Origin of the sequence: uncultured Clostridium sp. (genome assembly GCF_910588715.1) — a bacterium.
In the GTDB taxonomy this organism is placed as follows: domain Bacteria; phylum Bacillota; class Clostridia; order Clostridiales; family Clostridiaceae; genus Clostridium.
This window is the reverse complement of sequence record NZ_CAJURG010000010.1, coordinates 1-14,768: the sequence shown is the minus strand read 5'-3', so window position 1 is coordinate 14,768 and position 14,768 is coordinate 1. Positions and strand designations below refer to the sequence as shown.

The following is a 14,768-nucleotide window of genomic DNA, read 5'->3' as shown; positions in this document are numbered from 1 at the left end:
TTAAACTAAAAATATTTTACTTAAATATTAATTAAAAACTATATAAAAAGTTATTAATTTGTAATAAGGAGTTGTATTATATTGAAAACTTTTAATTCAATATTATACAGCTCCTTTAATTATACATATCTTTTAATATGCTATATAAAAATTTATTTTAATATATTATTTTTCATTAAAATAATAATAACTTCGCAATAGCATTAATTAATGCATTGCGAAGTTATTAATTAGTATCTACAAATTATTGTAGTTTCATCTTCTATATTATTATAAATTGCTTGAGCTACACTATGAGGCATATTAACGCATCCATGAGAACCATTATTTCGATATATAGTTCCACCAAAGCTACCTCTCCAGCTTGCATCATGAAGACCTATTCCACCGTTAAATGGCATCCAGAAGCTAACTGGTGACGCATATCCAGGTCCCCTTAAAGTAAAGTTTCTAGCTTTCCAATCTAATGTAAATGTTCCTGGAGGAGTTGAATATCCTTTACTTTGATCTCCTGTAACTACACTTCCTTGAGTAATTAATTGACCATTTTTATAGTAAACAACAGTTTGATTAGTTAAATCAACTTCAACAAATGTATTTATTACATAATCATCTGTAGCAGTTGGTGTTTTAAATGGTAATTCGTTAGTTGTTTCACTTCCATTAGTTATTGAATCTACTAATTGCGAAACCATTGCATTTCTATCTACATAATATATTCCTGGTGTAGTACTAACTTTTATTTTTTCACCAGTTTCTCTAGTAAATGTTCTAGTGCTTCCTATATTATCATAAGCACCTACTAACTCACTTACATTTTCTTTAATTGCACTTTCATTAAGTGTAACATTAAAATCTTCATCTACATTTATCCATTTACTTATTAGGTTTGAATCTATAACAATATCATCTCCTGATGTAGTATAAGTAAATTTTGAGTTCATATATTTGTCAATAGTGTTTTTAGCTTGTACAACAACATCTGTTTCACTAGTATACTTAGGTGCTTCATAACAACCTTCTTCATCTAAGCTTAAAACATCATTAATATTTTGAATATGACTTAATACTTTTGAATAAAATTCATCATAATTTAATTTATTACCTATATCTTCTTTTATAATTTCAAATCCATTATCTGTATAAGAAATACTTGCACTTACAGGTGCAGTTACATTTTCTTCATTAAGACAATTAAGATTACCTATAATTTGTTTTAATAATTGTTCATCATAAGAAACACCATCAGTTATTGTATAGTTATTTCCAGAAACTATAGATTTGATCCACATAAATGGATTTTGATCTTCTAATAATTTATCTATTAAATCATTAAATTCATATTTTAAATTAATATCTGTACCTTTTAATTGTTCAGTAAGATCATTTCTACCATTTATAGTTAAAATATAACTATTAGCCCTTTCAGCCATTAAAGCTTGTGCTGAACTATTATTTTTTCCAGCAACGCTAATTCCATTTATATAAGTCCTAAAGAAAAAGTGGTTACTAAAATATGCAGTCATTGCTAAATATACTACTAATAAACTAGCTACTACAATTCCAGTTGATATCCATAATTTTTTATGAGTCCCAGTATTTTTATTTTTTTCCTTGCTTGATGTTTCATCAATATTATCTATTTCTTTAGTTTCAATTGAATCTTTCATTTTAGTTTTATTTGAAATCATATCATCAAGCTCGTCTATATATTTTGAATAATCTTTAATTCCTAGTTTATTTGCTAATAAACCGATTCCTTCTTTTGCTTTATTTATTTCTTTTTTATTAGACTTAGATAAACCTTTGTAGTATTTATCTAATAACTTAATTTTGTATTCATAAATATTATCATATCCTAAAAACTTTCCTAGCTCTTCTAATTGATTGTCCTTGTCTCCATACTTAGATAATAAAGCTTTATATATGTTTTCATTATATGGATTTAATTTTATTATTTCTTTTATAGTGTCTATTTCTTTATCTTTTGAAATTTTATTTTCTAACAAATCTTTAATTAAATTATTTGATTTAATTATATCTTCTGAATTGCTATATTGGGATACAGTTTCTATATTATTTTGTTTTAAAAAATCCATTACAGCAAAATTAATATTAAATATACTCTCCATCATTGAACTAGATAATTTATTTAATATTTCTATAGGAATATTAGTTTTCTTATTATTATCTAAAATTATATTTTTCTCTTGTAATTCAAAAGGTTTTTTGATTAAATCTGAATCAATATTTAACTTAATATAAGTTATATCTTCTGAACTATCATTTATTTTACTTTTATTCTTTATTTCCTCTAAAGTATCTTCCCATCTAGAATAATTATTTAAATAGTATTTAGTAAATTCTTTACTATCAATATCTTTAATTCCAAATTCATTAATAATTTTTATTGCCTTTGAAATATAACCATTTAAATATACATTTCCAAAACTTTCTCCATCTTTTAGTAGTTGCTCAATACTATTAAATCTCTTAGTACATTCTTCGTTAAACGTTGAAAAGGAATCAAAAGCTAATTGTAAGAATTCAGATCTTATATCATTTAGATTTATAAATTCATCTGAGAAATAAATATCCCCATTTAATACCTTAAAGTTCATGCTTTCCTCCCATCCCATTAACATCCCATTAGTTAATTTATTATTATTTTTATTCCTATATATCTAATATCAATTAAAGTTTGTTAATTTATTACAATTTTAACATAAAAAACGATTATTTGATATACAAATTTAAAAATTATTTTTAATTTTTTCTATTTTAAAAATAAATGTCCAAAAGCATAACCTATATATATAAAAACAAAGTTCCAAATAGTAATTCCTATAACAGAATAAAAGGCAAACTTTATAAATTCCATATTAAATGTACCTGCAATTAATGATATTAAAGTTCTTGCAACAGGTATAAGTCTAGCAATAAAAATCCCAGTATTTCCGTATTTATCTATATACGTATATGTTTTATCTATTGCCTTTTTAGATTTAGGAAATTTATTTTGTAGTTTATTTAAAATTGGATTTCCACAATAATATCCTAATATATATAAAATAAAACTTCCTAAAAAACCCGCAATTACAGATATTATAAGTGTATATATAAAACTTAATCCATCTGATTTAATCAAAATTCCAGCCGCAGGCATTATTATTCCAGCAGGTAAACCTGGCAAATTTAAATATTCCAAAAATACTATTATAGCTAAAAATATATACCCATACTTTGCTATATATTGAAGCATAATATTTATATCCACTTACTTTCCCCCACCTTCTACTAGTATAATCTTAAATATATTGTTTCCATGATATATAATCTATATTCATTTATTTACCAATTCACAATATTAATATATTTTTACTTTAGGAGGAATAATTTATGATAATTAATCTTTTAATAATTATAATTAGCTTAATATTAATAGGTTTGCTAGCTAATTACAGTGGTAAATTAGTAGAGCTTTTTAAACTACCATCACTTATAGGAATGATTTTATTTGGAATGATTATTGGTCCTTCCTTTTTAAATATTGTTCCAAAACAAACTTTAAATATTTCTTCATACATTAAAGATATTGCCTTAGTAACAGTTTTATTTATTGGAGGACTTGGGATAAGCATAAATCAAATGAAACAAATAGGTAGACCTGCAATTTTATTAAGCATAATACCTGCAACACTAGAAGGGTTAACAATTGCTTTTTTATCAATGATATTTCTTAATTTTACCTTTGTACAGGGAGCAATTTTAGGATTTATAATAGCCGCAGTAAGCCCAGCTGTTTTAGTTCCTTCTATGGTTGATTTAATTAAAAGAAAAGTTGCTCAAGATAAAGCAATTCCTCAAATGCTTTTAGTTGGTGCATCAGCAGATGATACTGTAGCAATCACCTTGTTTACAACATTTTTAGGAATTTATATGTCCAATATTAATAATGAAAATATTTCTATTGCTAATGAAATTTTTTCAATTCCTATTACAATTATCATTAGTATAGTTGTAGGATTTTTACTTGCCATTTTTAGCAAAAATATATTAAGTGTCATTAAAAATAATACATTAAGAACTATTATTACATTTATGATTTGTTTATTAATTAGAATTATAGAAAATATTTTTCATTTAAAAATATTTAATTCTTTATTAACTATAATGATTTATGGATTTTTTTTAAGAGCCTTTTTAAAAAATTTAGCAGTTGAAATTCAAAATAGAATAAATGTTGTTTGGAAATATGGAAAGATATATTTATTTACCTTTGTAGGAATGGCTATTAATCCAAATCTTGCATTAAAATATTTATGGATAGGGATATTAATGCTTATTATATCTTTAACCATACGCTCAATAGGTGTTTTTATTTCATTAATTGGAACAAGTTTATCACTTAAAGAAAAAATATTTTGTATAATAGCTTATTTACCTAAAGCAACAGTTCAATCTGCAAAAGCTGGTATTCCTCTTCAAATGGGAGTTGCCGGTGGTGAAATAATGCAATCTATTGCAATTTTAAGTGTATTAATTACTGCTCCAATTGGTGCAATTGGAATTAAAATTTCATCATCAAAATTGTTAACTCAAGATAATATTATAGAAAAGAAAATTATATAAAAATCAAAATAACTTTTAATGTAAGTTATCTTTTAACATGAAATACAAAAGTTAAAAATTAATTTGGTAAAGAAAAAAGTAATGTAGAGGTTATTAATAACATGAAATACAAAAGTTAAAAATTAATTACTATAAGATATTATTTAAGTTAATAATTTTATTACTTATATAAATAAGAAATGAGTATATCATAATTAATTTTAAACTATGATATACTCATTTCTTATATTAAATATTTTCTATACTAATTACGTCATACCCCATATCTTCAACTTTTTCTTTTACTAAATCATCTGATTCATTTGTCTCTACAACTGCATATTTTCCTTCTAAATTAACCTCAATGTTATTTGCATCATTTAATTCTTCTAAAGCTTCTGTAACGTGAGCAACACAATTTTTACAACTCATTCCTTCAATTAATATTTTCTTTTTCATAAAATCTCCTCACTTTCATATCTTAAATATAAAATTATTTTAATAATTTTATTAATTATTTATACTTATTTATTAGGATTAAAGCTTCTTAATCTTAAAGCATTTGTTAAAACTGAAACAGAACTTAAACTCATTGCAGCTGCTCCTATCATTGGATTTAAAAGTGGTCCACCAAATATATGAAGAATTCCCATTGCAACAGGAATACCTAAAACATTATATCCAAATGCCCAAAATAAATTTTGTTTTATGTTTCTAATAGTTGCTTTGCTTAATTTTATAGCTGTAGAAACATCTCTTAAATCACCTTTCATAAGAACTATATTAGCTGATTCAATTGCTACATCAGTTCCAGTTCCAATTGCCATTCCAACGTCAGCTTGTGCTAATGCTGGAGCGTCATTTATTCCATCTCCAACCATAGCAACTTTATTTCCCTTTTCTTGAAGTTTCTTAACTTCATTTGCCTTATCCTCTGGTAAAACTTCTGCAAGAACAATATCAATTCCAACTTGATTTGCAATAGCGTTAGCAGTTTTTTTATTATCTCCTGTAATCATTGCAACCTTAATTCCCATCTTATGAAGATTTTCAATTGCTTCTTTACTACTTTTCTTAACTACATCAGCAACAGCAATAATTCCTTCTAGTTTGTTATCTACAGCAATATACATAGGTGTTTTACCTTCATTGGCTAATCTATCTGATTCATCTCCTAAAATTCTTACTTCAATAGAATTTTCATTCATTAATTTTTTATTTCCAAGTAAAATAATTTTATCTTCTATTTCAACTTGAATTCCGTGACCTGGAATAGCCTTAAAATTAGATATTTCCTTCAAATTTATATTTCTTTCTTCTGCTGACTTTACTATAGCTTCACCTAAAGGATGTTCAGAACCTTTTTCACTACTTGCTGCTATAGATAATAATTCTTCTTCTGACATTGTATTTGTAATAATATCTGTTACTACAGGTTTACCCTCTGTAATAGTACCAGTTTTATCAAATACAATTGTATCAACTTTATGTGTAATTTCTAAAGCTTCTCCACCCTTAATTAATACTCCATACTCTGCTCCTTTTCCTGTTCCAACCATAATTGCTGTTGGAGTTGCCAAACCTAAAGCACACGGACAAGCTATTACTAATACGGAAATAAAAATTGTTAACGCAAATACTCCACTTTCACCAGCAATTAACCAACCTATACTTGCAATTACTGCAAGACCAATTACTATTGGAACAAAATAAGATGCAATAATATCTGCCATTTTTGCAATAGGTGCTTTTGATCCTTGAGCATCTTCAACTAATTTAATAATTTGAGATAATGCAGTATCTTTTCCAACCTTAGTGGCTTTATATTTAATAAATCCAGTTTTATTAATACTAGCTCCTATTACCTTACTACCAACAGTCTTTTCAACTGGGATACTTTCCCCTGTAAGCATTGCTTCATCAATTGCAGTAGCTCCTTCAATAACCTCACCATCAACTGGTAACTTTTCACCAGGTTTAACTATAATTATATCTCCAACAATAACTTCATCTATAGGAATAACTAATTCTTTTTCATTTCTTATAATAGTTGCTGTTTTAGGAGCTAATCCCATAAGTTTTTTAATTGCTTGAGATGTTTTTCCCTTAGAAATTGCCTCTAAATATTTTCCAAGTGTTATTAAAGCAAGTATTGTAACTGCTGCTTCATAGTATAAACTCATGGCATAAGAACTATCACCATTTAGAATTTTATGTGTTCCATATAAACTATAAATAAAAGCTGCACTTGTACCTATTGCAATCAAAGAATCCATATTAGGACTTAACTTAAATAAATTTTTATATCCAATATAATAAAACTTATAACCAATTATCATAACTGGTATTGTTAAAACTAATTGGATTATTGCAAAGTTAATAGGATTTATCATAGGATCAATAATCGTAGGTAATGGCATACCTACCATATGCCCCATTGTTATTGTCAAAAGTGGAATAGCAAAAATTAAAGATAATATTAATCTCCAAAGTAATTTAGCTTGTTCATCTAATTTCTTTTCTTTTATCTTCTCTTCCTCTTTTATTAACTTAAAACCTGCTTTTTCAACTTTTGATTTTATATCTATAAAATTTATAATATCTAAATCATAACTTATTGTAAGTTTTTCAGTTGCAAAATTAACTATAGAACTTTCAACACCTTGCATTTTCTTTGCAATTTTTTCAATTCTATTAGCACATGCAGAACATGTCATTCCTTCTATTTTATAAGTATCTGATTGAATATTTTTTTGTACTTTATAACCTATTTTTTCAATCTTTTGTTCAATAACTTCTTTGCTAACTTCTTGTTCATTATAATCAATTGTTAATGTTTCTGTTGCAAAATTTACATTTGCTTCTTTAACTCCATCCATTTTGCCAATTACTTTTTCAATTCTATTAGCACATGCTAAACATGTCATTCCAGTTATTTTAAATTTGCTCTTCACCTTTATCACTCCTTTTAATACATTATTAAAAAACAATTTATTAATCACGCCCCCTAGGTGGGGGGGTATATGATTATTATATTCTTTTTGTTATTATTTGCAATAGTTTTTTTATTATATAATAAAACAAGCTATAACATATTTAATTAAAAAATTTCAATATGTTATAGCTCATCACATTTATTATATTATTTCAGTATTAACTTTTAAATCATTAATAACTTTAATTATACCTCTTGCATATTCCATATTATCTTTAAATAATGTGGTTATACTTCCTAGTGTTCTAAATGGATCTTCTTGAAGAATTTTATTATCTTCAATAAATCCATTAGTTACTACATAATCAATTATCAATTTAACAAAATGTATCTGATTTATATTTAAATTTTCATTATTTAAAAATTCAGAAAAAGCCTCATTAGCTGCTTGTCTGTCTAATCCAACTAATTTTCTTACAAGTTTTGCTACTGGCATATTTCCAAACTCTTTTTCATAATCAGAATTTGTTCCTAACTCACTCCACATTAAATTTTCTAATGTGTCTATATCTTGTTTTGTTAACCTTTTATTATTTCTAAGTTTAAATATTGCTAAATCATCTTTATGAGAATTTAAATAATGTTCAACTTTTTTTCTATAGTTTTTAAGATCATTTGTATTATACATGGCTTCATTAGATTCTTCTGCAACAATAAAATCGTCAAAATTTGAATAATAAATAGTTTGATTTTCTTTTTGTATATATTTTAATAAATCTCTCAAACAATTACGAACTTCTTCTAATTCAAGAATATCAATATCTACCCAAAACTCTTCAGTTTTAACTTTTTCAATTATATATTTATTTTCTTGAATTTGTGGAATAGTTCCAAGCCTCGAAAGATCATTAGCTGTTTGAATAACATTTTTTATTGCTCTATTAGTATTTAATCCCTGAAGTTTAGCAAATTCAATTGTATACATTAATAAATCAAATCTTTTTGCAACTTCATCATCTTTAATAGAATTTATTAATGGTGAAATATTTTGTTTTATTTCACTTAAATCAAGATCGCCTAATCCATTCCATATATCTTTATCTTTATACTTATGAACAGACTTTAAATTCATTCTAACTCTAAAATTATCTTCATTTAAAGCCTTAATATTAGATATTACATCTTCTAATAATTCTTTTCTATACGTCTTATAATCTTCATAATCATATTTAATATCTTGTAATTCCTTTATAAGGTCAATCTTCTTATTAAATATTTTTTCAGTTAAAGATTCACTTAATACTCCATCAAACCCCTTTGGGTTTTCCCTGAAAAATTCAAAGTTATTACAAAAATCAAATATTAAAAACTGTTCTTTATCTTGTCCTATTCCTAATAAATCTGGACATAATCTAGTTCCCCTACCTATCATTTGCCAGAACTTTGATTTACTTCTTACCTTCTTAAAGAAAACAAGATTTAATATTTCAGGAATATCTATTCCTGTATCAAGCATATCTACAGATACAGCTATTTGCGGTAACTTGTCCTTTGCTGAAAAGTCATCAATAACTGCATCAACATACTCAATTCCATTAGCAATTACCTTTGCAAAATTACCTCCAAACTCTGGATAAATTTTATTAAATCTTTCTACTATAGCCTTAGCATGATTAATATTTTTAGCAAATATAATAGTTTTACCTATCTTATCTCCACCTTCAATCTTTAAACCATCCTCCATAAGCTTGTTTAAAACTAAATCTATAGTATTTGAATTAAATAACCATTCATTTATAGCAGTACTAGAAATTTCTTTTCCTATATTTTCATCATCATCAAATGTTTCCTCAAATTGTTCTTTATCTTCTTCTGATAAATCATCATAATTAATTCCAGATTCCATTAATTTAGACTTAATTTCTATTGTTTTATAATCAACTAAATAATTATCTTCAACAGCATTTTCAAATTCATATGCAAATGTAGGAACACGATTTTCTAAATCAAATATACTATAAGTGTTTTTATCAATTCCATCCTTTGGTGTTGCTGTAAGACCTAATAATAAAGAATCAAAATATTCAAAAATAGATTTATATTTTTGATAAATACTTCTATGAGATTCATCTACAATAATTAAATCAAAGTGAGCTGGAGTAAATAACTTTTTACCATCCTTTGTTTTAGTATCATCTATTGCATTTAACATTGTAGGATAAGTTGAAAATATCATTCTTGCCTGTTCTGGATTATCTTTATTATCTAATAAGTTACATAATGATAAATTAGGCATAAGCTTAGAGAAATTCTTTTTGGCTTGTTTAACTAGCGCCTTTCTATCTGCTAAAAATAAAATATTTTTTACCCAATTATGCTTTGTAAGTATATCCACTATTGATATTGCTGTTCTTGTCTTACCAGAACCTGTAGCCATTACAAGAAGCATTTTTCTTTGATTTTTACTTAAAGAATCACACACAGAAATTATTGCCTCTTTTTGATAATATCTATTTGAAATATTATCATTTATTTTAATATCAACAAAACTTTTCTTTTCAAATCTTCTATCAACCATAAGTTGAAGCTCATCTTTTGTAAATAATCCATAAACCCTTCTTGGAGAATAATTGTTATAATCATCCCAAATATACGTTTCAAAACCATTAGTATAAAATATTATCGGTCTTTGATTAAACTGCTTTTGTAAGCAATCAGCGTATAATCTTGCTTGTTCTTGTCCAGCTCTAGGGTCCTTACTAGCTTTTTTTGCCTCAACTAAAGCTAATGGTTTTCCATTACTACCATATAAAACATAATCAACTAAACCACTTTCAGAACTGTTTGGCATTCCTTCAACCTTAACTTCTTCTATAACATCATTATTAAACTCCCATCCAGCAAGCTTAAGTTCAATATCTATATATCTTTTTCTAGTTTCAAATTCACTTATTTCATCTATACTAAAATCATAATTTTTAGAATTAATATTTTTCTTTTCCGTAAGTTGCTTTCTTAATTCTTCATTTTGCTTTATCATTTCTTCAAGCTTTTTATCTTTTGAGCTTAACTTTTCATAAAGATCTTTAAGTTCCTCTGGTCTAGTTCTCTTTTCTTCTCCATGCATTAATATTTCTTCATTAAAAGGCTCTGCCTTATAATCTCCATAACAATAATCAATCCATGAAACAAATTGATGAAGATTATGAAGAGCAAGTATAGCCTCTTCTCTTTTAATATTTGCATTTGTATGTACTGCAACATTACCAAGCTTAACTATATATTTAATAAGTGGCAATAACTTAGAATCTATTGTTTCAATAAAATTATTATCATGTATTAAACTTGATAAATTATCTTGATAAGGAGCATATAAACTTTCATCAAAACTATATACCCATTTAACAGAAAGCTCTAATGCTCTTCTTGTAAGAATTGCACAAGTTGCAGGGCTTACTAAAATGCTTTTTTCTGCTTCCACACAAGCATTATAAAAACTTTTAAATATATCATTTTCTCTTAAAAAACTAAAATTCCCCGACATTTCAATCTCCTTAATACCTTATATTTTTATCAATTTGATTATAACATGTTTTTAGTATTTTTATGTATTAAACTATTTAATACATAAAAATACTAAAAACTTAATAAATTAAATTGTTATATTTAATTTATATTATGTCATATAATTAATTGTGTTCTAATAAATAATCAAGGAGGATTTAAATGATTAAGTTTAAAAAATCTATTAGTTTTGTTGGTATTTTATTAATTTTATTGTTTAGTATTTATGGTTGTAGTGATGAAAATTCAAATAATAATTTCAATGAAAGCAATATAACAACTTCTGAATCAACTTCAAATATAGTAACCTTAGAACAGGCATTTAATATTGTTGAATATTCTAATAAATTAAAAAATATCCAAGAAAATCTTAGGGGTGGAGAACACGAAGTATTTTTCCGTTCATTGGGTATTGAAAATATAAAACAAAATCAAATTAAAGGATATTCTATTGATGCTCTTATATATAATCCTGCTCGTAATAACGGTGAAGAAAAAATCGGCCACTTTTTTGTTTCAGAAGAAACAGGTGGATTATTTTTTTATGACCCAGCATTCTCAGACTATTTCCCAGTTAATTAAAGTTTAAAAAACCATCCTTTTAAAAATTATCTTTTAATAAGTATGGTTTTTATTTTATTCAAATAATATAATATTTTTGTCATTTTATTCTCCTAATTATTTTCATCTTTCATATAATTTTTTATTTAGGACATTAAATTAGTCAATTAAAGTTATCTTCTAACTCTTTTAAACTATTCTTCATTTCAAATTTTAATTTATCAACTCGTTTAACAAAGTCCGCAAATTTATTTTGAAGTTCTATTGGTGGCATAAATACTACTAAAGATTGTATTTGACCTGAATTTAAATGTGGTTGACCGGCTCTTCTTGTTAATGGTTCAATTATAATCTCTCTATAAACAGAATTTAAAATAGCATTTAAAAATATATAGTTTATTTTTTTATTTAATTTAACTATAATATCATATCCTCCATATGCACCTACATATTCTTCTGAAACAAAAGCATTATCTCCAGTATTAGCTCCACTTCTTACTATAATAGTATCACCTAACTCCAATTTACATTTTTCAAATTTTTTGCTTTCCTGTTCCGAAATATATTTCATATCATTTTCAATAATTCTACCAAATTTTATATTAGTAGCCCTAACAAATGGCACGCCTTCTTCCGAAAAAACTGGAGGTGTACTTGTTCCATATTTTATTTCTTTTATTCCTTCCCTTAATTCGCAAGTATTCCATCTCTTTGGATTAGTAATTGGATCACCAAACATCTCAATAAATTGTGATTTAACTATCCAACAAACCTTCTATGTGAATTTTTAACATTTATTTGATTAACCATAGCATACTGTAATGTTGTATCTATTTTTGTATGACCTAAAAGTTGTTGAACTTGCTCTATAGGCATTCCCTTATCAATAGCTCTTGTGGCTAATGTTCTTCGAAATTTATGGGGATGAACTTTATTTATATTTAATTTTTTTCCTAATTGTCTAAGCCTAATTTCAACACCGCTAATTTGTAATCTATTATAAGGCTTTAGTAAAGAAACAAATAAAGCATCATTATTATCAGTTCTAGTACTTAAATAATTTTGTAAATGAATCTTTGCTTTTGCATCAAAATAAACCTTTCTTTGCTTATTTCCCTTTCCAATGACAATACATTCTCTTTCATTAAAATTTATATCTGAAATATTTAATTTAACTAATTCACCTACACGCATTCCAGTAGAATTAAGTAAATCAATAATAGCTAAATCTCTTATTTCTATACAGTTATCACGCAATATTTCTATATTTTCATCACTATATGTTTCCTTAACTACTTTTTCAGTTTTTATTTTACGAATACGTCTTGCTGGACTCTTAAGAATATAATCTTCTTCCTCTAACCATGAAAAAAAGCTTGAAATAATACGTCTAATATTATCAATAGTAACATTGCTACATTTATGATTTAAGCTATATTCAGCTAGATACCATCTTAAATCTTCTGTTTTTATATCTTTAATAGATTTATTTATTTTGTTTAACATATTTTCTATTGTAGATTTGTAGTATTTTATTGATTTGCTAGAACAGCCCTCTATACTTTTAGCACATATAAATTTATCACAATAATTTAATTTTAATTTATTCTTTTCACCCTTTTCTTTATAGATTGATAAACCACTTAAATTATTTATTAATATTTCATGTAGCTTTTTCATTTGTTCACTATCAAGTAATTCAATCATTTCCTTTTCTATTTTATTAATAACTTCTATCATTTAAATATACCTCTCTTTTAAATATTATAAATATAATATTTACTTACGCCCCTTTTACTCATATTCCTTTTAACATATTCCTTATATACCTTTAATTCTATTTCCACTAAAAAATTATTTATTTTAATAGTTATATTTATAAGAAAAAGACTAAATATTCATATCGAATATTTAGCCTTTATAAATTATTTAAACTCTTAAATTAATCAATTAAAATTTCAATATTGAACTATAGTTTAATATCCCCCTATTGAACTATAGTTCAATAGTCATTTTTTAAAATTTATTTTTAATTATTATTAAATTAACTCTCCCTTAAATACTCTTTGCATTAAAGAATTAAAGTTATCTTCTAATTCCTTTAAACTATTCTCCATTTTAATTTACATCTTAATATAATATTTTATTATATATTTTTTGAAACACTTATCTCATCTTCAACCTTTTTAATTACTATTTTTGCTCTATTACTTAAATTTAAAGCTTCTTCTATTAAAGTATTTAAATTTATTAATGTTTTAAAAGCTGAATCAATCATATCCTCATTATAAAATCGATTTGCTGTAGGATATCTATATAAAATAAAGTTATTATCTAATAGTTTTAAAGTATCATAATCATCTGTTTCAATTTCTACTTCAAAATCATACTTAATTGAATCATATATTACTCTTGTTTCATGAACTAATATTTCTATTCCATATTCCTTAATAATATATGATTTAAGTATTCTCTCTAATGCTCCATGTATCATCTCTAATTGACGTGGATATGATAATCCTGCTTTATTTGCTAATATGGCATCTCTAATAATTACATTAGAATCTGCTTTCCAAAATTTATATAACTCCTTATTTACACAGTTTGGTTTGAACTTTTTTAATTTTCCTGATTTATTTGTTCTACATTGTAGTGTAAATCTATCAATTAAATTTTCCATTTTAACCTCTTAAGAAATCCACTAAAATATTAAATCCACACTCTTTTGCACACTCTTCAATATTAGTAAGAATTTCACCCATTTCTTTTGCTTTTATATTGGATTTCACATAGACTTCTATTACATAATAACCATCTAACTCTTTATATTTAAATTCAGTTATTTTTTCTAAGATACTTTTATCTAATGTAATTTTAGTATTATTAATTATTTTATCATATTGCTCTATTCCCATTTATTATCCCACTCCTATTAAACTTTATATTTTTATTACATTTTTAAATAAATAACTCTCCCTTAAAAGCTTTCTGCATTAATGAATTAAAGTTATCTTCTAATTCTTTTAAACTATTCTCCATTTTAAATTTTAATTTATCTACTTGTTCAATAAATTTAATATATTCATTTTGTAATTCT

At 25.1% G+C, this 14,768-nt stretch carries 11 protein-coding genes and 1 pseudogene; 2 read left to right on the top strand and 10 right to left on the bottom strand.

All coding sequences use genetic code 11. The features are described from left to right. Positions 1–230: 230 nt before the first annotated feature. A complete protein-coding gene (locus QZ321_RS10890; protein ID WP_291748500.1) occupies positions 231–2,621 on the bottom strand; it encodes a L,D-transpeptidase family protein in 2,391 nt (796 codons plus the stop codon). Between the two features lie 155 nt (positions 2,622–2,776). After that, on the bottom strand, positions 2,777–3,277 hold the full coding sequence (locus QZ321_RS10885; RefSeq protein ID WP_291741591.1) for a DedA family protein: 501 nt from the start codon (positions 3,275–3,277) through the stop codon (positions 2,777–2,779). Positions 3,278–3,399: 122 nt separating this feature from the next. Here QZ321_RS10885 and QZ321_RS10880 point away from each other — a divergent pair, with 122 nt between their 5' ends. After that, the gene (locus tag QZ321_RS10880; RefSeq protein WP_291741594.1) at positions 3,400–4,632 is read left to right on the top strand and encodes a cation:proton antiporter; all 1,233 of its coding nucleotides are present in this window, start codon (positions 3,400–3,402) and stop codon (positions 4,630–4,632) included. Between the two features lie 228 nt (positions 4,633–4,860). On the opposite strand, the gene QZ321_RS10875 is transcribed toward QZ321_RS10880, so the two are convergent. The 3 genes from QZ321_RS10875 to QZ321_RS10865 form a co-directional block, all read right to left on the bottom strand. Beyond that, a complete protein-coding gene (locus tag QZ321_RS10875; RefSeq protein ID WP_291748497.1) occupies positions 4,861–5,070 on the bottom strand; it encodes a heavy metal-associated domain-containing protein in 210 nt (69 codons plus the stop codon). Between the two features lie 65 nt (positions 5,071–5,135). Beyond that, positions 5,136–7,565, bottom strand: coding sequence for a heavy metal translocating P-type ATPase (locus QZ321_RS10870; protein WP_291748495.1), 2,430 nt, complete (start codon positions 7,563–7,565; stop codon positions 5,136–5,138). A gap of 183 nt (positions 7,566–7,748) precedes the next feature. Next, entirely contained in the window at positions 7,749–11,090 is a 3,342-nt protein-coding gene (locus QZ321_RS10865) for a DEAD/DEAH box helicase family protein (RefSeq protein WP_291748492.1), read from the bottom strand. A gap of 182 nt (positions 11,091–11,272) precedes the next feature. On the opposite strand from QZ321_RS10865, the gene QZ321_RS10860 reads away from it, so the two are divergent. Beyond that, positions 11,273–11,692, top strand: coding sequence for a hypothetical protein (locus tag QZ321_RS10860; RefSeq protein WP_291748490.1), 420 nt, complete (start codon positions 11,273–11,275; stop codon positions 11,690–11,692). A gap of 142 nt (positions 11,693–11,834) precedes the next feature. On the opposite strand, the gene QZ321_RS10855 is transcribed toward QZ321_RS10860, so the two are convergent. The 5 genes and pseudogenes from QZ321_RS10855 to QZ321_RS10835 form a co-directional block, all read right to left on the bottom strand. Further along, positions 11,835–12,410: a restriction endonuclease subunit S gene (locus QZ321_RS10855; protein WP_294196821.1), complete on the bottom strand. Its 576-nt coding sequence runs from the start codon at positions 12,408–12,410 to the stop codon at positions 11,835–11,837. 20 nt (positions 12,411–12,430) lie between these two features. Next, positions 12,431–13,411, bottom strand: coding sequence for a site-specific tyrosine recombinase/integron integrase (gene xerA / locus QZ321_RS10850; RefSeq protein ID WP_294196819.1), 981 nt, complete (start codon positions 13,409–13,411; stop codon positions 12,431–12,433). A gap of 406 nt (positions 13,412–13,817) precedes the next feature. After that, on the bottom strand, positions 13,818–14,351 hold the full coding sequence (locus QZ321_RS10845) for a hypothetical protein (RefSeq protein WP_294196817.1): 534 nt from the start codon (positions 14,349–14,351) through the stop codon (positions 13,818–13,820). Between the two features lies 1 nt (position 14,352). Next, positions 14,353–14,586, bottom strand: a complete 234-nt coding sequence (locus tag QZ321_RS10840) for a hypothetical protein (protein ID WP_290458801.1) — start codon at positions 14,584–14,586, stop codon at positions 14,353–14,355. A gap of 43 nt (positions 14,587–14,629) precedes the next feature. Next, positions 14,630–14,768 (bottom strand): annotated as a pseudogene (locus QZ321_RS10835) (restriction endonuclease subunit S); the annotation flags it as partial.